General features: G+C 72.8%; 20 protein-coding genes and 2 pseudogenes. 11 read left to right on the top strand and 11 right to left on the bottom strand.

Going from position 1 to position 19,612, the window contains the following annotated elements; genetic code table 11:
* Nucleotides 1-202 precede the first annotated feature (202 nt).
* Both ACWFR1_RS07155 and ACWFR1_RS07150 read left to right on the top strand, forming a co-directional pair.
* Entirely contained in the window at nt 203-619 is a 417-nt protein-coding gene (locus ACWFR1_RS07155; protein WP_453547437.1) for a hypothetical protein, read from the top strand.
* Nucleotides 620-707: 88 nt separating this feature from the next.
* Nucleotides 708-1,388, top strand: a complete 681-nt coding sequence (locus ACWFR1_RS07150; protein WP_453547435.1) for a DUF6766 family protein — start codon at nt 708-710, stop codon at nt 1,386-1,388.
* A gap of 63 nt (nt 1,389-1,451) precedes the next feature.
* Here ACWFR1_RS07150 and ACWFR1_RS07145 read toward each other — a convergent pair whose 3' ends face one another.
* The gene (locus ACWFR1_RS07145) at nt 1,452-1,607 is read right to left on the bottom strand and encodes a DUF6131 family protein (RefSeq protein WP_453547433.1); all 156 of its coding nucleotides are present in this window, start codon (nt 1,605-1,607) and stop codon (nt 1,452-1,454) included.
* A gap of 226 nt (nt 1,608-1,833) precedes the next feature.
* On the opposite strand from ACWFR1_RS07145, the gene ACWFR1_RS07140 reads away from it, so the two are divergent.
* The gene (locus ACWFR1_RS07140) at nt 1,834-3,186 is read left to right on the top strand and encodes an MFS transporter (RefSeq protein WP_453547431.1); all 1,353 of its coding nucleotides are present in this window, start codon (nt 1,834-1,836) and stop codon (nt 3,184-3,186) included.
* 102 nt (nt 3,187-3,288) lie between these two features.
* On the opposite strand, the pseudogene ACWFR1_RS07135 reads toward ACWFR1_RS07140, so the two are convergent.
* Nucleotides 3,289-3,570 (bottom strand): annotated as a pseudogene (locus ACWFR1_RS07135) (ArsR/SmtB family transcription factor); the annotation flags it as partial.
* Between ACWFR1_RS07135 and ACWFR1_RS07130 the strand changes: the two are divergent.
* The 4 genes and pseudogenes from ACWFR1_RS07130 to ACWFR1_RS07115 form a co-directional block, all read left to right on the top strand.
* A pseudogene (locus ACWFR1_RS07130) lies at nt 3,558-3,830 on the top strand (heavy metal translocating P-type ATPase); the annotation flags it as partial. The pseudogenes ACWFR1_RS07135 and ACWFR1_RS07130 overlap by 13 nt on opposite strands.
* 16 nt (nt 3,831-3,846) lie before the next feature.
* Nucleotides 3,847-4,062: a hypothetical protein gene (locus tag ACWFR1_RS07125; protein ID WP_453547428.1), complete on the top strand. Its 216-nt coding sequence runs from the start codon at nt 3,847-3,849 to the stop codon at nt 4,060-4,062.
* 297 nt (nt 4,063-4,359) lie between these two features.
* Nucleotides 4,360-5,886 (top strand): FUSC family protein, encoded by a 1,527-nt coding sequence (locus ACWFR1_RS07120; protein WP_453547425.1) that lies wholly within the window; start codon nt 4,360-4,362, stop codon nt 5,884-5,886.
* Between the two features lie 121 nt (nt 5,887-6,007).
* Nucleotides 6,008-7,063, top strand: a complete 1,056-nt coding sequence (locus ACWFR1_RS07115; protein WP_453547423.1) for a lactonase family protein — start codon at nt 6,008-6,010, stop codon at nt 7,061-7,063.
* Between the two features lie 85 nt (nt 7,064-7,148).
* Here the strand turns inward: ACWFR1_RS07115 and ACWFR1_RS07110 are convergent, their stop codons facing one another.
* Together ACWFR1_RS07110 and ACWFR1_RS07105 are read right to left on the bottom strand one after the other, a co-directional pair.
* Nucleotides 7,149-8,072 carry a sirohydrochlorin chelatase gene (locus tag ACWFR1_RS07110; RefSeq protein WP_453547421.1) on the bottom strand — a complete coding sequence of 308 codons (924 nt, stop codon included), beginning with the start codon at nt 8,070-8,072 and terminating at the stop codon, nt 7,149-7,151.
* Between the two features lie 225 nt (nt 8,073-8,297).
* Nucleotides 8,298-9,299 (bottom strand): N-acetylglucosamine kinase, encoded by a 1,002-nt coding sequence (locus ACWFR1_RS07105; RefSeq protein WP_453547419.1) that lies wholly within the window; start codon nt 9,297-9,299, stop codon nt 8,298-8,300.
* Between the two features lie 115 nt (nt 9,300-9,414).
* On the opposite strand from ACWFR1_RS07105, the gene ACWFR1_RS07100 reads away from it, so the two are divergent.
* Entirely contained in the window at nt 9,415-10,092 is a 678-nt protein-coding gene (locus ACWFR1_RS07100) for a uracil-DNA glycosylase (RefSeq protein ID WP_453547417.1), read from the top strand.
* 164 nt (nt 10,093-10,256) lie between these two features.
* Here the strand turns inward: ACWFR1_RS07100 and ACWFR1_RS07095 are convergent, their stop codons facing one another.
* Nucleotides 10,257-11,339: a WD40/YVTN/BNR-like repeat-containing protein gene (locus ACWFR1_RS07095; protein WP_453547415.1), complete on the bottom strand. Its 1,083-nt coding sequence runs from the start codon at nt 11,337-11,339 to the stop codon at nt 10,257-10,259.
* A gap of 215 nt (nt 11,340-11,554) precedes the next feature.
* Nucleotides 11,555-12,637 (bottom strand): NADH:flavin oxidoreductase/NADH oxidase, encoded by a 1,083-nt coding sequence (locus tag ACWFR1_RS07090; RefSeq protein ID WP_453547412.1) that lies wholly within the window; start codon nt 12,635-12,637, stop codon nt 11,555-11,557.
* 122 nt (nt 12,638-12,759) lie between these two features.
* On the opposite strand from ACWFR1_RS07090, the gene ACWFR1_RS07085 reads away from it, so the two are divergent.
* Complete coding sequence (locus ACWFR1_RS07085; protein ID WP_453547410.1) at nt 12,760-13,131, top strand: ArsR/SmtB family transcription factor; 372 nt, start codon at nt 12,760-12,762, stop codon at nt 13,129-13,131.
* A gap of 58 nt (nt 13,132-13,189) precedes the next feature.
* Here ACWFR1_RS07085 and ACWFR1_RS07080 read toward each other — a convergent pair whose 3' ends face one another.
* Entirely contained in the window at nt 13,190-13,840 is a 651-nt protein-coding gene (locus ACWFR1_RS07080; RefSeq protein ID WP_453547408.1) for a DUF305 domain-containing protein, read from the bottom strand.
* Nucleotides 13,841-14,111: 271 nt separating this feature from the next.
* Here ACWFR1_RS07080 and ACWFR1_RS07075 point away from each other — a divergent pair, with 271 nt between their 5' ends.
* A complete protein-coding gene (locus ACWFR1_RS07075) occupies nt 14,112-15,542 on the top strand; it encodes an LVIVD repeat-containing protein (protein WP_453547610.1) in 1,431 nt (476 codons plus the stop codon).
* On the opposite strand, the gene ACWFR1_RS07070 is transcribed toward ACWFR1_RS07075, so the two are convergent.
* The 4 genes from ACWFR1_RS07070 to ACWFR1_RS07055 all read right to left on the bottom strand — a co-directional run bounded on the left by ACWFR1_RS07070 (nt 15,521) and on the right by ACWFR1_RS07055 (nt 18,779).
* Complete coding sequence (locus tag ACWFR1_RS07070; protein ID WP_453547406.1) at nt 15,521-16,171, bottom strand: TetR/AcrR family transcriptional regulator; 651 nt, start codon at nt 16,169-16,171, stop codon at nt 15,521-15,523. The two genes, ACWFR1_RS07075 and ACWFR1_RS07070, sit on opposite strands and share 22 nt — an antisense overlap.
* A 129-nt stretch (nt 16,172-16,300) precedes the next feature.
* Nucleotides 16,301-16,987, bottom strand: a complete 687-nt coding sequence (locus ACWFR1_RS07065) for a phosphatase PAP2 family protein (protein ID WP_453547403.1) — start codon at nt 16,985-16,987, stop codon at nt 16,301-16,303.
* A 164-nt stretch (nt 16,988-17,151) separates the two neighbouring features.
* The gene (locus ACWFR1_RS07060; protein WP_453547401.1) at nt 17,152-18,087 is read right to left on the bottom strand and encodes a M56 family metallopeptidase; all 936 of its coding nucleotides are present in this window, start codon (nt 18,085-18,087) and stop codon (nt 17,152-17,154) included.
* Between the two features lie 125 nt (nt 18,088-18,212).
* On the bottom strand, nt 18,213-18,779 hold the full coding sequence (locus ACWFR1_RS07055) for a DUF5134 domain-containing protein (RefSeq protein ID WP_453547399.1): 567 nt from the start codon (nt 18,777-18,779) through the stop codon (nt 18,213-18,215).
* Nucleotides 18,780-18,939: 160 nt separating this feature from the next.
* Between ACWFR1_RS07055 and ACWFR1_RS07050 the strand changes: the two genes are divergently transcribed.
* Nucleotides 18,940-19,503, top strand: a complete 564-nt coding sequence (locus ACWFR1_RS07050) for a GNAT family N-acetyltransferase (protein ID WP_453547397.1) — start codon at nt 18,940-18,942, stop codon at nt 19,501-19,503.
* Nucleotides 19,504-19,612: the final 109 nt, after the last annotated feature.

Below are 19,612 nucleotides of genomic sequence, written 5' to 3'. Positions count from 1 at the left end.
GGCTACCCGGCGCCGCGAGCGCTACGCGTGCGGTGCCGGCCCACCGTCGGAGCGGTCGCCTCCGAGCGCTACGCGTGCGGTGCCCGCTCACCGTCGGAGCGGTCGCCTCCCAGGACCCGGCCCCTACGCCGCTCGGGGCAACGTCTCGCGTGTCGGGTGAGCCGACAGAGGTCTTCACCGAGTGACTGGGCAAGGCCGTTCCATGCGTCGGATCACCGCCTGTGTCGTTCTGGGCACGCTGGGCCTCGGGCTCGTCGGATGCGGCGTCGGTGCGGAGGAGCGGGAGTCCGCGGCGCGGACGGCGGCCGTCGCCTTCACGGCGGCTGTGCGGGCTTCCGACACGGGCCGGGCCTGCGAGGCCCTGGCGCCGGGCACCCGCGAGGAAGTGGAGACGGACGGGCCCTGTCCGACCGCCCTGGCCACCGCGCTGGGCGAGGCTCCCGCCGACGCCCCCGCCGGGGATCCGCTCGTCGTCGATGTCTACGGACAGCAGGCCCGGGTCGTGTTCGAGGAGTACAGCGTCTATCGGGCCTCCTTCCCGGACGGCTGGAAGGTCACGGCCGCCGGTTGCACGCCGCGGCCGGGCCGGCCGGCGTCGTGCCCGGTGAGGGGGAACTGAGATGCGTACGGTGTTCGTTCTCTGTCTGCTGTTCGTCTCGACGGGGCTCGCCCTCGCGTTCACGGTGGGGCTGACGCAGCGATGACACGTGTGCCGCGCTTCCTCCGGGAGAACGATCGATCTGACGCTCGCTTTCGGCGGGGCGTTTCTGCTCACGCTCGTCGGCCAGGCCCTGGCCGGATGCGCCGAGCTCAACACGGTCCTGACCTCGGCGAGCCTGCCCCGTGTCGGCTGCTCGGAGTACGTGCTGACCTCGGACTTCATGGTCGACGTCAGCGAGAACTGGCAGTCGGAGTTCCTGCAGTTCTTCCTCTACGTCTTCGGCACCGTATGGCTGGTGCAGCGCGGCTCCCCGGAATCCAAGCCGTTCAGCAGGATCGGGCGGGAGACCGACGAGCAGCAGAGGACCGGCGCGTACGCGCGACCCGATTCGCCCCGCCCCGCCTCCGCGGGCGGCATCCGGCAGAGCCTCTACTCGAACTCCCTCGGCAGCGTCATGCTCCTGATCTTCCTGCTGTCGTGGTTGGCCCAGTCCGTCACGGGCCTGGTCACCTACAACGAGGACCAGCTACGGCGGTTCCAGGACCCGGTCGGCTGGAAGACGTACGTCTTCTCCGCCGAGTTCTGGAACCGCACGCTGCAGAACTGGCAGTCGGAACTCCTGGCCGTCGCCTCGATGGTGGTCCTCTCCGTCTACCTGCGGCAGCGCGGGTCACCGGAGTCGAAGCCGGTGGGGGCAGCGCACACGTCGACCGGCGTGGAGGGCTGACGAGGAACCCGGGCCGCGACAGGTGCGGGAGGAGTGCCGTCGGCGGGCTCGGTAGCCGCCCGGCTACCAGTAATGGCGTCGACCGCCCACGGCGTGGCCGACGGATCCGAGGATCCACAGGGCGGCGCCGATGACCGCCAGGATGATCCCGATGGTCCACAGGACGGAGCTTCCGATGAGGAAGCCGATGATGAGCAGAATGACACCGACGAGGATCATGGTGTGCCTCGCTCTCTTGACGGGGTGGCCGGGCTCGCGGTGAGGCCGCGCTCCCACGGTGGGCGATGAGGGTGTGTCACGTCACCCATGAACCGCGTCTGCCCACAATCCCGTGGGTCCATGGGTGTCAGGACGGTCCGGACGGTCTCATCCATCAACGCGTGCGCACCTATGCACATGTCGGCTACCGTGGAGACACCCCTGTAGCCGACCGAGGGCTCGCCTCATGCTGTCCGTGCTGCGCAACCGCACCTACCGGCACCTCTTCACCGCGCAGGTCGTCGCCCTCGTCGGCACCGGTCTCGCGACCGTGGCGCTGAGCCTGCTCGCGTACGACATCGCCGGGGGGAACGCCTCGGCCGTCCTCGGCACGGCGCTGGCCGTCAAGATGGTCGCGTACGTGGCCATAGCCCCGCTGATCAGCGCGTTCGCCGACCGGATACCCCGGCGGGCGCTGCTCGTCACCATGGACCTCGCCCGGGCCGGCGCCGCGCTCGCGCTGCCGTTCGTCACCCAGGTGTGGCAGGTCTACGTCCTGATCCTCCTGCTCCAGGCCGCGTCCGCCGTCTTCACCCCCACCTTCCAGGCGACGATCCCCGAGGTCCTGCCCGACGAGGACGGGTACACCCGCGCCTTGTCGCTCTCCCGGCTCGCCTACGACCTGGAGAGCCTCTTCAGTCCCGTACTCGCCGCCGCGCTGCTCGCCGTCCTCTCGTACGGCTGGCTCTTCGCCGGCACCGCCGTCGGCTTCCTCGCCTCCGGCGCCCTGGTCGTCTCCGTCCTGCTGCCGAAGCCGCGGCCGGTCGAACGCCCGGGAGGCGTGTACGCGAAGGCCGCCTTCGGGACCCGGCTCTTCCTGGCCACGCCCCGCCTTCGCGCCCTGCTCGCCCTCGACTTCGTCGTCGCGGCCGTCGGCGCCATGGTGCTGGTCAACACGGTCGTCCTCGTACGCGACACCTTCGGCCGGTCGGCGGGCGACGTCTCCCTCGCCCTCGGGGCGTACGGCGCGGGCTCGATGACCGTCGCCCTGCTGCTGCCCCGCGTCGTCGGGCGCCTCGGCGACCGGACCCTGATGCTGCCCGCCGCCTTCGTCATGACCGCCGCGCTCGGCCTCCTCGCGGCAGGGCTCGGCGCGGGCGGGCTCTCGTGGCCGGCGCTGCCGGCGGCATGGCTGGTGATCGGGGCGGCGACCTCGGCGATCCTCACCCCCGGCGGGCGCCTGCTGCGCCGCTCGGCCGCCGCGCCGGACCTGCCCGCGGCCTTCGCCGCGCAGTTCTCCCTCACCCATGCCTGCTGGCTCGTCACCTACCCGCTGGCTGGCTGGCTCGCCGCCCGGGCCGGACTCGCCGTCGCGGCCGCCGTGTTGACGGCGCTCGCCCTCGCCGCCGCCGTGACCGCCGTACGCCTGTGGCCGCGCGAGGACCCGGCCGAGCTGGAGCACGTCCACCCCGAACTGGCCCCGGGGCACCCGCACCTCGCCGGTGCCGGAGGGTGCGGCCACCGCCACGACTTCCACATCGACGCCCTGCACCGACACTGGCCGGCGCGGCCACCCGCACGGGAGAAGTCCGCGGCCTGAGGGCAGCCCCTCGCCCCCCCGAAGCCCCCCGAAGCCCGGCGGGGCTCGGGTGGCGGGCTCGGTTGGCGGGCTCGGTTGGCGGGCTCGGTTGGCGGGCTCGGGTCAGCGGGTGACCGTGGCCGGGGCTGCCCCGGCGGCGTCACGCAGGCCGAGCCTCAGGTGCTCGACGTGGAAGAGGGCCTGCTCCAGGAGCTCGGCGACGTGGTTGTCGTAGAGCGCGTAGACGATGGAACGTCCGTGGCGTTCGCCGGTGATCAATCCCAGGTTGCGCAGCAGCCGGAGCTGGTGCGAGCACGCGGACGCCTCCATGCCCACCGCCTCCGCGAGGTCGCCGACCGAGCAGGGCCCTTCCTGGAGGCGGGCCAGGATGTCAGCTGGTCGGGGCCTCCGCCTGGGCGTGGGGCCCGCTCTACGCCCTCGCCTACGTCACCGGAGGCTGGGAGCCGGCCTGGGCGGGCGTACAGGCGCTGCGCGAGAAGACGCTGGACGTGGACCTGCTGATGATCGTCGCCGCGATCGGAGCGGCCTCGATCGGGCGGGTGATGGACGGCGTGCTCCTCATCGTCATCTTCGCCACCTCCGGCGCCCTGGAGGCGCTGGCCACCGCGCGGACCCAGGACGCGGTCCGAGGCCTGCTCGACCTCGTCGGTCCCCGCCGTCGTGAACCTGTCGCGGGATGCCCGCCGCCTGGTGGTCCAGAACCTGGTGATCGCGGGAGCGTTCATCTCCGGCCTCGTCGTCTGGGACCTCGCAGGGAGCCTGCCCCTCCCGCTCGGCGTCCTTGGCCACGAAGGCTCCACCGTCATCGTCGGCCTCAACGGCCTGCGCCTTCTGCGCGACGCCGCCTGGAACCGCGCCGCCCAGGACTCACGGTGAGCCGCCGCGCTCACGAGGACTCGTTCCCGGACGGCGCGCGCTCCTGTGTGCCATTGGTTGCCCAATGGTCAGCCGAGCGGGCGGTGCGAGTGGGTCATTGGCTCACCTGTTCGTCCGTGAGTTGAGCCACCGTACCCCTGTGGGTCTATTCTTGTAGGCATCACATACCTTCGGCGCCGCGCAGCGCCCGTCCGGCGACGAGGCCGGACCGGCCCGCGGTGCTTTCGTCGTGTCCGAGCCCCCACCACCCCCGGGGAGCCTCGCGTGCGGCGAGGATCAGGAACAAGGGGGGCGGGATTGGCCGCCGTGCGAAAGTTGCAGAAGTACGTGACGGCCCCGGATCCGGGGCGCGTCCGGCTCAGGGTCTCGCTCCGTGCCGTCCTCGGCATCGCGCTCGCGGTCGCCCTGGCCGAGCTCCTCGGCCTCTCCCTGACCGCCTCCATCACCGCCGGTCTCGCCGCCCTGCTCGCGCTCTTCACCGTCGGCGACCCCACCGTCCGCCGCCAGGCCGTCACCACCGCCCTGCTGCCGGCCGTCGGCTTCCCGGTCCTCGCGCTCGCGACCCTCCTCCACGACGCACCGCTCCTGCGCGACGCGTCCTGGCTCGTCGTGGTCTTCGCCGGCGTCTACGCCCGCCGCTGGGGACCGCGCGGGCACGCCCTCGGCATCTTCGCCTTCATGCAGTTCTTCGTGACGCAGTTCCTCCACGCGCTCCCCGCCCAGCTCCCCGAGCTGTACGCGGCCACTGCCGTCGCCGTGGGGGCCGCGGCGACCGTCCGCTTCCTGATCTGGCCCATCGAGCGGCGCGTCCCGCCGCCGGCCGTGCCCGCGGCGCTTCCGGGAACGGGGCTCGCCCGCGCGACCACGCGGCAGGCGGTACAGGTCTCCGTGGCCTCCGGTGTGGCCCTCCTCCTGGGCCAGTTCCTCTCGGAGGAGCGCTGGTACTGGGCCGTCGGCACCGTCTGGTGGATCTTCGTCAACACCGCCTCGCGCGGCGAGACGCTCGTCCGGGGCTTCCGCCGCGTTCTCGGCACCGTCACCGGCATCGCCGTCGGATTCCTCGTGGCCGTCCCGCTCGGCGGCGCGCCCGCGGCCACGGCCCTGCTGGTCGCCGTGTGCGTCTTCGCGATCTTCTACACAGCCGCGGTCTCGTACAGCTGGATGATCCTGGCCGTCACCCTGATGGCGAGTCTCCTCTACGGACTGCTCGGGGTGCTGGACGGCTCGCTGCTCCTGCTGCGCGTGGCGGAGACGATGGTCGGGGCGGTGTGCGCCGGGCTCGTCGTGACCCTGGTCCTTCCTGTACGGACCCACACGACGAACGACGCGTGGATCCAGCGAGCGCTGCTGTGCGTCCGGTCGGCCACCTCCGCGTCCGTCCGCCGACTCGCCGGCGAAGCGTCCGCCGATCCCACGCCGCACGCCGCCGAGCTGGAGTCCCTGCTCGGCCGCGTGCGGTTGTCCCTGAGCCCGCTGGTGCATCCCCTGAACCCGTTCTCGGCCAGGAAGGCGCGAGCGCGCCGTGTGCTGACGCTGCTCGACCAGGCCGCGGGAGAGGTCCGAGGCCTGGTGGACGTGGCCGCCGACCCGGACGCCAGTCACGACGCCCGCCTGGCCGCGGCCTGCTGGCGCGTCGAAGCCGCCGTGGAGGCCCTCACCTCCCGGAGCGGGGCCGTGGTCGCGACGGACGCGCACCTCCGGACCGAAGGCGAGAACCACCTGGGCGCGCCCGCCCTCGTCCACGCGAGGGGGCTCGCCCGCGTCCTCACGGAGCTCGACGCTCCGCTGCGGACCCAGCCGAGTGCCTGGACGGCCCGCTCCTGACGAAGCCCTCCGGAGAGGCGGCGGACCCCGTCGTTCAGCGCCAATTTGGTCTAGACCGCCTGCTACCGTCGGCCTGACGACGGCCGGTCGTCCCTGACCGGCCCCACGACAGGGAGGCGCCATGGGCGACACAGGGGCGGTACAGGGCCGGAGCGCGCTGCGGGCGTACATCGGGTCGTTCACCTCGGCGGGCGGTCTCGGCGTCCTCGCCGCCGACGTCGACGGGGCGACGGGCGCGCTGACCGTCACCGGCGCCACCGACGCCGTCGCCGACCCGTCCTTCCTCGCCCTCGCCGGCCCCGTCCTCCACGCGGTCTCCGAGACCGAGCCGGGCGCGGTCGCCGCCTTCGACGTCACCGGCCCCGTACCCCGCCCGCTCGGCGCACCCGTCCCCGTCGACGGCGCCGACCCCACCCACCTCGCGCTCGCCGCCGGCCACCTCCTCACGGCCAACTACACCTCCGGCAGCGTCACCGTGCTGCCCCTGGCCGCGGACGGCACCCCCCGCCCCGCCACGGCCGTCCTCCGGCACGAGGGCAGCGGCAGCGTCCCCGACCGCCAGAGCGGCCCCCACGCCCACCAGGTGCTCCCCGATCCCTCCGGACGCTGGGTCGTCAGCGTGGACCTCGGCACCGACTCCGTACGCGTCTGCGCCCTCGACCCCGCGACCGGTGCGCTCACCCTGCGCCACGAGACCGCGCTGCGCCCCGGCACCGGCCCCCGCCACCTCGTCTTCCACCCGGCGGGCACCCACGCCTACGTCCTGAACGAGCTGGAGCCCACCCTCACCGTCTGCCGCTGGGACGCGGAGGCGGGCGTCCTCGAACCCCTCGGCGAGACCCCCGTCGTCCCCGAGGGCACCACCGGCCCCAGCTACCCCTCCGAGATCGTCGCGGCCTCCGACGGCCGCTTCCTGTGGGCCGCCGTCCGCGGCGACGACACCCTCGCCGTCCTCGCCCTCGACCCGGACGGGGCGAAGGCCCACCTCGTCGCCACCGTGGCCTGCGGCGGCGTCTGGCCCCGCGACCTGACCCTCGACCCCTCAGGGCGACGCCTGTACGCGGCCAACGAGCGCTCCGGAGACGTCACCTGGTTCGACCTCGACCCCGAGACCGGCGTCCCGGTCCTGGCTGGCGCGATCGAGGCCCCGGCGGCCTCCTGCGTCGTCTTCGGCTGAGCCGCCCACGAGGTCCTGTGCGAGACGCACGAGAAGGGCCCGCATCCGGACGCATCCGGTGCGGGCCCTTCTCCTGCGCCGCGTCTCAGAGCGACGGCGCGCCCTGCGCGTGCTGCGGCGGGATGCCCAGCGTCGCCATGTACTGCGAGAGCACCAGCTTGCCGATCGCCGGGTAGGCCCCCAGCGGCTCGGCGGCGGCGCATCCGGCCTCCTTCGAGGCCTCGTCGAGCAGACCCTCGGCCAGCTCGGGGCCGATCAGGTACGGCGCGAGGGCCAGCTGGGCCGAACCCGCGGCGCGCAGCTGCTCGGCGATGGAGGTGATCGAACCCTCCTGGTCGAGCGCGGCGGCCATCACCGGCACCGCGAGGCGCGCGGCGAGCAGCATGCCGGTGATCCCGGCGGCCTGCACGGCCTCCTCGCCACCGACCGTGGCCAGGATGATGCCGTCGGCGGCCGTCGCCACCGTGAACAGCCGGGCGCGGTCGGCACGCGCGAGCCCCGCCTCGGACAGGCGCACGTGCAGCGCCTCGGCGAGCAGCGGGTGCGGACCGAGGACCTCGGTCAGCTCGGCGGTGTTGCCGCTGTCCATGACGGCCTGGCGGACCTGGCGCATCAGGGCGCTGTCCGGGCCCGCGAGCAGCGGGACCACGACGGCGGCGGGACCCGTCGGGGCGGTGACCTCACGGCCGGCCGCCACGGCCAGCTGGTACCGCTGGGTGCGCAGCGCGTCGGCGCCCGTGAGCACGGTCGCGAGCGAGGGGTACTCGGTGTCGTCGCCGTCCAGGAAACCGATCACGGCCTCCAGGCCGGGCAGCTCCGAGCGGGCGATGCTCACGACCTCTTCGGCGAGGGAGCGTATGGCGGCCGACGGAACACCGGGAACGGCGAGAACCAGCGCGGGAGCGCCCTCGGGCGCCGCCGCGGGTTCGGGGCGACGGTGCCGCCCGGACTGGCGGGGTCGAGGCATTCGTACAGGCAGGCCGGAAGCAGGCCCAGTGGGGGAGCTCATGGCGCCGCATGCTACTGGTTTCGTCTGCCACGCTGTTCGGTGAGGTGCGATCGCGCGCCGTCTGTCCCCCTATGTCCGGTCTCCCTGCCCGAATCAGACACGATCCCGGCCCGATCCCGGCCTGAAACCGGCTCGATCCCGCCCCGATCCGGATCCTCCGCACCGGCCCCGACCTGGGCGGATGCCGTCGCTCCCGTGCTCCCCACCCCTCGCCGCCCCGCCGGGCTAACGGACGAGCGTGAGCAGCGACGGGTCCTCCGGCAGGCGCAGCGTGCCCGTGGCGAGCGCCGAGGCGAGGGTGACCGCCCCGGCCTGCGGATCACCCGCGGGCGCCACCGTCAGGGCGTGCGGGATCCGCTCCGCGAGCGCGGCCCTCAGGGGTACGAGGAGGGGGTCGCCGATTCTGAACAGTCCGCCCGTCAGGGCGACCAGGGCTCCGGGGGTGTCCGGGCACACCGCCTCGGCGGCATCCGCGACGTGACCCGCGGCCCGGACGAGGACGTCCGCCGCGACCGGGTCCCCGGCGGCGGCGCAGGCCCCCACCTCCGGGGCGAACGAGGCGAGCACCGCGGGACGGTCGGTACGGGGGTAGAGCGCGCCCGGCAGGCCGGTCACCGGCCCGAACAGCTTCTCGGCCCGGGCCAGGAGCGCCGTGGAACCGCCGCGCCGCCCGTCGTGGGCGCGCATCGCCGCCTCCAGGCCCGCCCGGCCGATCCAGGCGCCGCTGCCGCAGTCGCCGAGGAGGTGCCCCCAGCCGTCGGCCCGGCGCCAGGACACCAGATCCGTACCGAGCGCGATCATCCCCGTGCCGCCCGCGACGACCGCGCCCGGCCGCTGCCCGAGCGCCCCGCAGTACGCGGTGACGGCGTCGGCCGCGAGCGCGAGGCGCCGCACTCCCCAGGCCTCCGCGAAGGCGCGGGGCAACTCGGCCCGCAGCTCGTTCCCGAGCGTCGCCATCCCGGCGGCGCCCACGGCCACGGCGAGGACGGGCAGGTCGGCGCGCGCCCCGGTCGCGGTGCGCTCCCGCAGCTCTCGGACCGCCGGGAGGACCTGCTCCAGGAAGTGGGCGGCGGAGATCCCGCCCGGCCCGGTCCGGACGGGTTCGCGGGAGGCGAGGGCGTCGAGAACCCTGCCGCCCGCCGCCTCGGCCAGGGCGATCCGCAGCCCGGAGCCGCCGGAGTCCACACCGACGACAAGGCCCACGGAGGGCTCGTTCACGGAATCCACGTGCACCGTCCTGACATGAGGGGGACAAGGGGCGGCCGAGTGGCGGGAGTCTAGGGGGTGCCCCGCCGACCGGGCCGGACCGGGCTGTCACTGTAGGCCGGTAGAGTGACGGATCGTGACAGCGCGACCCTTGAACGAACTGGTGGAGCCCGGCTGGGCGGAGGCTCTGCGCCCCGTCGCGGGGCGTGTGGCGGAGATGGGCGACTTCCTGCGCGCGGAGATCGCCGCGGGCCGGACGTACCTCCCTTCCGGGCCGAACGTCCTGCGGGCGTTCCAGCAGCCCTTCGACGAGGTGCGGGTCCTGATCGTGGGTCAGGACCCCTATCCCACGCCCGGGATGGCGATGGGACTCAGCTTCTCGGTCGCCCCCGAGGTCCGTTCGCTGCCCGGCAGCCTGGAGAACATCTTCCGGGAGCTGCACACCGACCTGGGCCTGCCCCGTCCGTCGAACGGCGACCTGACCCCCTGGACCGGCCAGGGCGTCCTGCTGCTCAACAGGGCGCTGACCACGGCCCCGCGCAAGCCCGCCGCACATCGAGGCAAGGGCTGGGAAGAGGTCACCGAGCAGGCCATCCGCGCGCTGGCCGCCCGCGGCAAGCCCCTGGTCTCCATCCTGTGGGGCAGTGACGCCCGCAGGGCCCGCCCGCTCCTCGGCGATCTTCCGGCGGTCGAGTCCGTGCACCCGTCGCCGATGTCGGCGGACCGCGGCTTCTTCGGCTCCCGGCCCTTCAGCCGCGCGAACGACCTGCTCCTGAAGCAGGGAGCCCAGCCGGTGGACTGGCGCCTGCCCTGACCCACCGGCCCGCTCGAGCGCCTGCGCGAAGGTGAAGGCGAACGTATGGTTGGCGCCGTAGCAGCAGTCCCACAGACACACCCCGGCGCCCGCGCTCACGCTCCAGCCGGCGCCCGTCCGGCGAACCGGACGGAGGCTCTTCCTCCGTTACGGGGCCGGTGTCTTCAGACCACCGCCGCTCGTACACACAGTACGTCCGGCAGGTGCTCCGCCAGGAGCTGCCAGCTGTCGCCGTCGTCGGCGCTCGCGTACACCTCGCCGTTCCGGTTGCCGAAGTAGACGCCCGCCGGGTCCGCGTCGTCCGTGCAGAGCGCGTCGCGCAGGACCGTGCCGTAGTGATCGCCCTGGGGCAGGCCGCGGCTCAGCGGTTCCCAGCCGGCTCCCGCGTCGCTCGTCCGGTAGACCCGGCAGCGGCGCCCCGCCGGGACACGGTCGGAGTCGGCCGTGATGGGGAAGACGTAGGCCGTGTCCGGGCGGTGCGGGTGGGCGGCGATCGCGAAGCCGAAGTCGGAGGGGAGCCCGGCACCGATGTCGGACCAGCTGCCGCCCGCGTCGTCGCTGCGGAACACGCCCCAGTGGTTCTGGAGGTACAGCCGGTCCTTGTCGCCCGCGTCCTGGGCGATCTTGTGGACGCACTGCCCGAACTCCGGGTTCGGATCGGGGAGGAAGACCGCGGACACTCCCTGGTTGGACGGCTCCCACGCGGCCCCGCCGTCCCGGGAACGGAACACCCCCGCGGTGGACACCGCGACGGTCAGCGCGTCCGGATCGCGGGGATCGGTGACGACGGTGTGGACGGCCTCGCCGCCTCCGCCGGGCACCCACTTGTCGCGGGTGGGGTGCTCCCAGAGCGGGCGGACGAGGGTGAAGGACTCCCCGCCGTCCGTCGAGCGGAACAGCGCCGCCGGCTCCGTCCCCGCGTACACGACGTCGGGGGAGTGCTCCGGCGCGGGGTGCAGTTGCCAGACGCGCTCCAGGGATGCCCCGGTGTCCTCCGGGAACTTGACCGCGGGCCGCGCGGGCTCGGTCCAGTTCGCGCCGAGGTCGTCGGAGTGGAAGACGGACGGTCCCCAGTGGGCGCTGTCCCCGCCCACGAGCAGCCGGGGGACCGGTCGCCGGGTGTCGATCGCGACCGAGTAGACGGCCTGCGCGGGGAAGGCCGGATCGTCGAACTCCCATCGGCCGTCGTGCCGATGGCCGATGAAGAGCCCCTTGCGGGTGCCTACGGTGAGGAGTACGTCAGGCATGTTCGCTACCTCCAGGACGCCGTTGTCGCGGATACGGGCCAGTCTGCACCCGGCCACTGACAACGGCCCCCGGACACACCTGCGGCACCCTCGGCGGCTCCCCGCACACTCCCCGCGCCACCTCCTCGGCGGCTGCCCACGCGCACTCTCCGCACGCCCTCGGGTGGCTCCCCGTGCGCCCCTCGGCGACGGCGCCCTTGACCCGCCCGTCCCCGTCAGATCGCCCAGGCGTACTGGGCCGGCGCGTGGGTCTCCGCGCCGAGCTCGCGGGCGGCGCGGCGGGCCCAGGAGGCGTCGCGGAGCAGCTCGCGGCCGAGGAGGACCGCGTCGGCCTCGCCGTTGGCCAGGATCTTCTCGGCCTGGCCGCTCTCGGTGATCAGACCGACGGCGGCCACCGGCAGCCCGGTCTCCGCCTTGACCCGGGCGGCGAAGGGCACCTGGTAGCCGGGGCCGACCGGGATCTCGGCCGGTCCGCCGTTGCCGCCGCTGGAGACGTCGAGGAGGTCGACGCCGTGCTCGCGGAGGAGTGCGGCGAAGCGTACGGTCTCGTCGACCGTCCAGCCCTGCTCCTCCAGCCAGTCGGTGGCGGAGATCCGGAAGAAGACGGGCAGCTCCTCGGGCCACACGGACCGCACCGCGTCGACGACCTCCAGGGCGAGCCGCGTCCGGTTCTCGAAGGAGCCGCCGTACTCGTCCGTGCGGTGGTTGCTGTGCGGGGACAGGAACTCGCCGATGAGGTAGCCGTGGGCGCCGTGCACCTCGACGACCTCGAAGCCCGCGTCCAGCGCACGGCGGGCCGCGGCCGCGAACTGTCCGGTGATCTCGTGGATCCGCTCGACGGTGAGCTCGGTGGGCACCGGGTATCCCTCGGCGAACTCCACCGGGCTGGGCGCGACCGGCTGCCAGCCGGGCTCGCCCGTCGGTACCGGGCCGCGCCCCTGCCAGGGGCGCTTGGTCGAGGCCTTGCGGCCCGCGTGACCGATCTGGATGCCGGGCACCGTGCCGTGCTCCTTGAGGAAGCCCGCGATCCGGCGCAGCCCCTCCGTCTGGGTGTCGTTCCACAGACCGAGGTCCGCCGGGCTGATCCGGCCCTCGGGGGCGACGGCGGTCGCCTCGACGAGGATGAGCCCGGTGCCGCCGGTGGCCCGGGAGGCGTAGTGGGCGAAGTGCCAGTCCCCGGCCACACCCGCGTTCGGCCCGGTCATCTCGGCCGAGTACTGGCACATGGGCGCCATCCAGACCCGGTTGGGCACGGTCAGCGAACGCAGGGTGTAGGGCTGGAACAGGGTGACGCTCATGACGGACTCCGTTTCTGGGGCCTCAGGGGATGCTCGTACGATACTCGTCGTAGTACGGCATCTGTCAAACTACGAGAGTTCTCGTACAATGAGGGTCACCCGGATGAAGTGGAGCCGCCGCCATGACGACCGCCACCAGCCCTCGTGCGCTTGAGCACCCCCCGCGGGACCGGATCGGCCTCGAAGAGGTGCTCCACGCGCTGTCGGACGCCGTACGGCTGCGCATCGTGCGGGACCTGGCGCGCGCGGACTCCGCGCTGAGCTGCTCGTACTTCGACCTCCCCGTGACCAAGTCCACGACGACGCACCACTTCCGCGTCCTGCGTGAGAGCGGTGTCATCGAGCAGACGTACCGGGGCACGGCCAAGCTCAACGCCCTGCGCAGGGGCGACCTTGACGCCCTCTTCCCCGGCCTCCTGGACACTGTCCTGACGGCGGCCGAGGCGCAGGCCGAGCGTCGGAGCAGTGTCGAGGAGGGGGACGAGGAGGAGTGACGAGGAGGGGTCGCGAGGAGGGGTGACGCGGGAGTTCACCGCTCCCCGGATCCTCGCCCTACAGCGACTGCATGCGGTTGATCTCCGAAGTCTGCTGGGTGATCACGTCGTTGGCCATCTCCTCCACCAGGACGTTGTTCCCCTCGCTCAGCACCTCGGCCGCCATCGTCACTGCCCCCTCGTGGTGCGTGATCATGAGCTTCAGGAACAGCTCGTCGAACGCCGCGCCCTTCGCGCTCCGCAGCTGCTTCAGCTGGGCCTCGGTCGCCATGCCCGGCATCGAGTGATGGTCGTGGCCGCTCTGTTCGCGCGGCCCGCCGTTGGTCGTCAGCCAGCCCTCCATCGCGCCGATCTCCGGCAGCTGCGCGGCCGAGATCCGCTCGGCGAGCTTCTTGACCTGCGTGGATCGCGCCCGCTGTGGGGCGAGTTCCGTCATGACCAGCGCCTGGCGATGGTGGACGACCATCATCTGCACGTACCGGAAGTCGGCGCTGTTCGGGGTCTCGTCCGGGAGGAGGCGGGCGGCCTCCTCCGGCGATATCCGTTTGGCCGGCTCGCCGGGCTTCCCCGGTGCCACCACCGAGCCTCCGGCCGAGCCCTGGGCCTTCGGCGCGTCCGTGCCGGACCCCGACTCGCAGGCACTCAGGGCGAGTACGGCCACGAGGGACAGGGCCACGGTGACGACGGATCGCTGACGGCGGATCAACAACGCGACCTCCAGATGTTCTTGCGGGATAGTGACCGTTCCTAGCACTTTTCACGTGGGGATCGATCAAAAACCTTCATTACGTCTGTGTTGCCATCTGTTGAGATGCGCACGCCAAGGACCATACTGCCGGGGTCCAACATCCGTTCAAGGCTGAACGGATACCAGCGAGGACGGAGTGATTTCGTTGCGAATCCCGCGTACCCCGCGTACCGCGCGTGCACGGATCAGGCGCCTGGGCGTGGCATCCGCCGCGGCCGGACTTCTGGCCACGATGCTGGCGGCCGGACCGTCGTTCGCCACCCCCGACCCCGGAGACGCCCTCACCCAGGGCACGGTCTCGGCGGAGCAGGCGGCCGAGGCGCGTTCCGCCATCCAGAGCGGTGAGATACCCGGCGTGGACGAGATCGTCCACAGCCAGAACATCGAGCACCTCGCCAACATCCCCAAGGACGCCCTCAAGGGCACCAACTCGGACCTGGCCTTCCAGGGCAAGTACGCCTTCGCCGGCAACTACGACGGCTTCCGGATCTTCGACATCAGCGACCCGAAGGCCCCGAAGACCGTCGCCCAGGTCCTCTGCCCCGGTTCCCAGAACGACATCTCCGTCTCCGGGAACCTCGTCTTCCTCTCCACCGACTCCTCCCGAAGCGACAACTCCTGCGCCAGCACGTCGCAGCCCGCCTCGGTGAAGGAATCCTGGGAGGGCATGAAGATCTTCGACATCAGCGACATCGCGAACCCGAAGTACGTCGCCGCCGTCGAGACCGCCTGTGGCTCGCACACCCACACGCTCGTGCCCAAGGGCAAGGACGTGTACGTGTACGTCTCCTCCTACTCGCCCAACGTCGCCTTCCCGGACTGCCAGCCCCCGCACGACGGCATCTCCGTCATCAAGGTGCCCCGCCAGTCGCCCGAGCAGGCCGCGATCGTCAGCTTCCCCGTCCTCTTCCCGGGCGAGGGCCCGGACGGCGGCGGCAACCCGGGCGGTCCCACCAACCCGGGCGTCTCCAAGACCACCGGCTGCCACGACATCACCGTGCTGCCGGAGAAGGACCTCGCCGCCGGCGCCTGCATGGGTGACGGCATCCTCTTCGACATCGAGGACCCCGAGCGCCCGAGGGTGATCGACCAGGTCCAGGACAACGTCAACTTCGCGTTCTGGCACTCGGCGACCTTCAACCAGAAGGCCAACAAGGTCATCTTCACTGACGAGCTCGGCGGTGGCGGCGCCGCCACCTGCAACGCCGTCATCGGCCCGAACCGGGGCGCCGACGGCATCTACGACATCGTCGGCAAGGGCAAGAAGCTCGACCTCGTCTTCCGCAGCTACTTCAAGATCCCGCGCCACCAGGCCAACACCGAGAACTGCGTCGCCCACAACGGCTCGCTGATCCCGGTCAAGGGCAAGGACCTCATGGTCCAGGCCTGGTACCAGGGCGGCATCTCGGTCTGGGACTTCACCGACTCCGCCAACCCGAAGGAGATCGGCTTCTTCGAGCGCGGCCCGCTGTCGGCCACGAAGATGTCCTCGGGCGGTTCCTGGTCCGCGTACTACTACAACGGCTACATCTACTCGAACGACATGGCCAAGGGCTTCGACGTCCTGAAGCTCTCCGACCCCCGCACCGACCCCGCGAAGCGGATCCGGATGGACGAGCTGAACGTCCAGACGCAGCCGGACTACTTCGACCTCGACGACTGATCGAGCGGCACCACAGGCGCGCCGTCGGGCGGACCTCCGTCCGGCGGCGCGCCCTGCTCCCAGTCGAGCCCGTACCGCTGGAAGAGCTCCCACCGCAGCCGCGCCATCGGCATCGGCGCGCCCGGCAGCAGCACCGCCACCACCGCGCCCATCAGGAGCGCGCGCAGCAGCGGATAGTCCGTGTCCACGTCCTCGGAGCCGTACCGGGTGACCGTGTCCCGCAGCAGGAACGCGAGGCGCTGCTGCTCCTCGCACTGCACGAACCCGTCGGCCTGCAGGATTCCCGCCATGTGGGTCCGCATCAGGGTGGGCCGGGCCACCGCGAGCCCGAGGATCGCGTCGATCGCCCGGGCCAGCCGCTCCCGGCCGTCCTCCGTGCGCGGCTCGCGCTCCAGCGCCTCCTCCAGCGTCAGATGCATCAGCCGGTGCACCGCCGCCTGCAGCAGCTGCCGCTTCCCCGGGAAGTAGTACGAGATGAGCCCGCGCGCCGTACCGGCCCGCTCCGCGATGTCGCCGAGCGTGGTCGCCTCGTAGCCATGCGTCGACATCAGGTCCACGGTGGCCCGCAGAATCCGCTCACGTGAGCGGCGTCTGAGCTCTTCATTGACCGATGGGCTACGCGGGGACATGCTTGGCTCCTGCGTTGACTGGCTGCCGGCCAATATACTCAGCGCATCCCGTCGGCGCGCCCCTGTGGCAGACCGGCGGGGAGGCCGTCTGTTCTGGGCGACACGGGGGATCGTCCAGAACAGGCGGCTTCATCGCGTTTCTCCCATTCTCCTCCCCAGGGCCGGCGAGGCGCCGGAGCCGCCGATCTTCGAGCCTCGTCGCTCGAACCGGCGGAACAGGAGGACGGCCGCGGCCACGCAGCACCAGCCGAGCAGCCAGCCGCCGAGCACGTCCGACGCCCAGTGCACGCCCAGGTGGATCCGCGTCCAGCCGACGCCGAGCACCGACACGACCGCGGCACTCGCGAGGACGCTCCAGCCGCGCCAGTCCGCCCGCCAGTGCAGCGCGAGCACCCACAGGAGCAGGCCGCAGGTCACCATCGCCGTCATCGCGTGTCCGGAGGGGAAGGCGGCGTACCGCGCGGAGTCGACCGGATCGGTCCACACGGGCCGGTCCCGCCCCACCAGAGCCTTCAACCCCTGCTGGAGTCCCACCGCGACGAGGCTCGTGCCGGCCACCCACAGGGCGAGGATCCGCTCCCGCCGCCACCACAGCAGCACGACGGCCACCGCGGCCAGGGCGCGCATCGCCCAGGGGTCCCACACCCAGTCGCTGAGGAAGCGGTTGAGGCCGGTGACACCGGGGGAGGCGACGGCGTCGCGGTGCGACTCCTCGGCGATCCACCGGTCGAGGGAGAGCAAAGGGGGCCACCCCGCGGCGACGAGCACGAGCAGGAGGACGAACAGGACTCCGGAGACCACGGCGGAGGGGCGCATGCGCCGATCCTGCCCGACACCCCACGCCGAGCGACGAACCGCCCCACCCCGAGCGGCCATCGACCCTGTCCCGAGCGACGAACCGCCCCACCCCGAGCGGCGATCGAGAGCCGAGGGCGCGTCCCCGCACGCTCCGCCCCGCCGGCCCCGTGCGCTCCGCCCCGCTACCCCAGCGCGCTGAGCGCCGGGACGAAGGCCACGAGCACCGGGACCACGGGGACCAGGGACGCCGCGGCGGTCAGCCGCAGCCGGTGCCCCGCCGTGAGCCGCGGCGCCGCCGTGAGGAGCCGGTGCACCCGCTGCGGCAGATCCGCGTCCGTGGCCGGGCCGGGTCCGAACACCCCCCGGTCCTCGTTCAGTTCGACGAGGGCCAGGGCGATCGTCAGCCGCCCGAACCGGCGCGAGGCCACGTCGTCCGCGGCCAGCTCCACCAGCCGGTGCATCTCCTCGCGGAACGCCGCGAAGACGGGGATCCCCGGGAAGCCGCCGGCGAGCGCGGCCGAGCAGTGCAGCAGCCAGTCGTGCCGGGCCCGGGCGTGCCCCTGTTCGTGGGCCAGGACCGCGTCCAGCTGCCGGCCCTTCAGGCGCCGCAGCGCGGCCGTGGTGACGACGAGCCGGGGAGTCGTCCCCGCCATCCACCACGCGCCCGCACGCTCGCCCTCCAGGACGACGAGCCGCTCGCTGCCCGGCTGCTCGCCGGGCAGCAGGGGCGCGCGGACGAGGAGGTCGCGGCGGCGCTGTCCGCGCCGGGCGCGCGCCTGGCCGATCTCCCGGCCGAGCATCGCTCCGGACCAGACGCCACCGCAGGCCAGGGCGACCGCGAGGACCCCCGACCAGGGGCCGCTCGTGCCGAGTTCGTACGCGTCGACCACCGCGCGCGGCGCGGGCGCGAAGAGCTGCCCCCGTACCGCCTGCCAGGCCGCCGACGCGCTGAACGTCATCGACAGCGCGAAGCTCAGCAGCACCGCCGCCACCACGCACTGCCACACCCAGAGCGCGACCACGGGTTCTCGCTCCACCCAGTCGGCCCGCGCCAGCAGCCGGGGGGCCGCGAGGGCGGTCAGGACGCCGAGCAGGAGTAGCGCGAGGGAGACCCACATGAGCGTCACCCTATGAGTGCGGTACGGGTCGGGGGTATGGCCCCGGACGCCAAGTGACGTACGACACGGTTTCGTTGTGAGGGCGGTGTGGATCACCCGCTCCCACACGTCACGACGTCACGCCCTCACAGCGTCACCAGCATCGCCACCATCGCCAGGGCCATCGAGAGCCGGCACGCGAGGGTCAGCTCCGGCCGGGTCGCCCAGGACGGGCCGGGGCCACCGGTCGCCGTCACCGCCGCCGGTGCCAGCCGCGCCCCCGCGCGCAGGACGTACACCGTGTAGTAGAGGAGCAGCACGCCCGTGAGCAGGGGTATGCCGCCGGCTGTCCCCATGGCGTGCCCCGTGTGCGCCCCCTGTGCGACGGGGGAGGCCATCGCCACCGCCATGTACAGCATCGCGAGCGAGCCGACGAGATGGTGCAGATGGTGGCCGCCGCGCCGGGCGGCACCGACCAGGCCGAGCAGCGCCGCCCCGCCGAACACCGCCGCGTACACCGTCCAGCTCCAGCCGGGCTGTGTCACCACCGTCGCGGGCAGCGCCATGGCGGCCATGCCGAGGCCCATGACGGCCTCGCCGCCCGCGGCCCGCCGCTCCGCCCCGTCGCACGCGCGCATCCGCAGCAGGCAGTACGTGCCCGTCGCGGCGCAGAGCGCGACCAGCAACCACCCCGACAGGGTCGCTCCGTGCACGGCACACCTCCCCCTTCGTCCAGAGGAATGCCCGTCGCCGGGAGCCCGCACGCGGGCGCACGGGCGCGCACGGGTGTACGAGGGGGAGCGAAAGGTGCGCGCGTTAGGCTCGGGACGATCGCGCACGCCGATCGTCAGCGCCCGAGGGGAGCCCGCACGCATGGACACCGCCACGTCCCAGGAGACCGGCACGACCGAGAGCCGGATCGAGTACCGCGAGGCGGTCCTGGACGACGTCCCCGTCCTCGTCCCGCTCGTCGAGTCGGCCTACCGGGGTGACTCCAGCAGGGGCGGCTGGACCACGGAGGCGGACCTCCTCCAGGGGCAGCGCACCGACCCCGAGGGTGTGGCCGCCGTCATCACCACTCCGGGCAGCCGTCTCCTGGTCGTCGAGCGCGACGGCGAGGTCGTCGCCTGCTGCCAGCTGGAGCACCGGGGCGAGGCCGCCTACTTCGGGATGTTCGCGGTCCGTCCCGAGCTCCAGGGCGCGGGCCTCGGCAGGCGGATCATCGAGGAGGCCGAGCGGCGGGTGCGCGAACTGTGGGACGTCCGGGAGATGCACATGACGGTGATCTCCGTGCGCGAGGAGCTCGTCGCCTGGTACGAGCGGCGTGGCTACCGGCGTACGGGACGGATGACGCCGTTCCCGTACGGGGACGAGCGCTTCGGCCTGCCGCAGCGTGACGATCTGCAGTTCGAGCTGCTGGTCAAGACCCTGGTCTGACGCTGCGTGGTCGAGCGGGGGCGGAGAGGGCCCGGCGGAGGCGACCCGTACGGCGGAAGCGTGGCCTCAAACCCAGTAGACAGGAAAAACTTCGGTCACCATGGGGGTC

The organism is Streptomyces sp. NPDC055103 (assembly GCF_053607625.1).
This window is presented reverse-complemented; position numbering and strand designations above follow the sequence as displayed.

Bases quoted from the DNA above. Each gene is read 5' to 3' on its own strand.
- ACWFR1_RS07155 (WP_453547437.1), top strand. From the start codon at position 203: ATGCGTCGGATCACCGCCTGTGTCGTTCTGGGCACGCTGGGCCTCGGG.
- ACWFR1_RS07145 (WP_453547433.1), bottom strand. From the start codon at position 1,607: ATGATCCTCGTCGGTGTCATTCTGCTCATCATCGGCTTCCTCATCGGA.
- ACWFR1_RS07140 (WP_453547431.1), top strand. From the start codon at position 1,834: ATGCTGTCCGTGCTGCGCAACCGCACCTACCGGCACCTCTTCACCGCG.
- ACWFR1_RS07115 (WP_453547423.1), top strand. From the start codon at position 6,008: ATGGGCGACACAGGGGCGGTACAGGGCCGGAGCGCGCTGCGGGCGTAC.
- ACWFR1_RS07110 (WP_453547421.1), bottom strand. From the start codon at position 8,072: ATGAGCTCCCCCACTGGGCCTGCTTCCGGCCTGCCTGTACGAATGCCT.
- ACWFR1_RS07095 (WP_453547415.1), bottom strand. From the start codon at position 11,339: ATGCCTGACGTACTCCTCACCGTAGGCACCCGCAAGGGGCTCTTCATC.
- ACWFR1_RS07090 (WP_453547412.1), bottom strand. From the start codon at position 12,637: ATGAGCGTCACCCTGTTCCAGCCCTACACCCTGCGTTCGCTGACCGTG.
- ACWFR1_RS07085 (WP_453547410.1), top strand. From the start codon at position 12,760: ATGACGACCGCCACCAGCCCTCGTGCGCTTGAGCACCCCCCGCGGGAC.
- ACWFR1_RS07075 (WP_453547610.1), top strand. From the start codon at position 14,112: ATGCTGGCGGCCGGACCGTCGTTCGCCACCCCCGACCCCGGAGACGCC.
- ACWFR1_RS07070 (WP_453547406.1), bottom strand. From the start codon at position 16,171: ATGTCCCCGCGTAGCCCATCGGTCAATGAAGAGCTCAGACGCCGCTCA.
- ACWFR1_RS07065 (WP_453547403.1), bottom strand. From the start codon at position 16,987: ATGCGCCCCTCCGCCGTGGTCTCCGGAGTCCTGTTCGTCCTCCTGCTC.
- ACWFR1_RS07060 (WP_453547401.1), bottom strand. From the start codon at position 18,087: ATGTGGGTCTCCCTCGCGCTACTCCTGCTCGGCGTCCTGACCGCCCTC.
- ACWFR1_RS07050 (WP_453547397.1), top strand. From the start codon at position 18,940: ATGGACACCGCCACGTCCCAGGAGACCGGCACGACCGAGAGCCGGATC.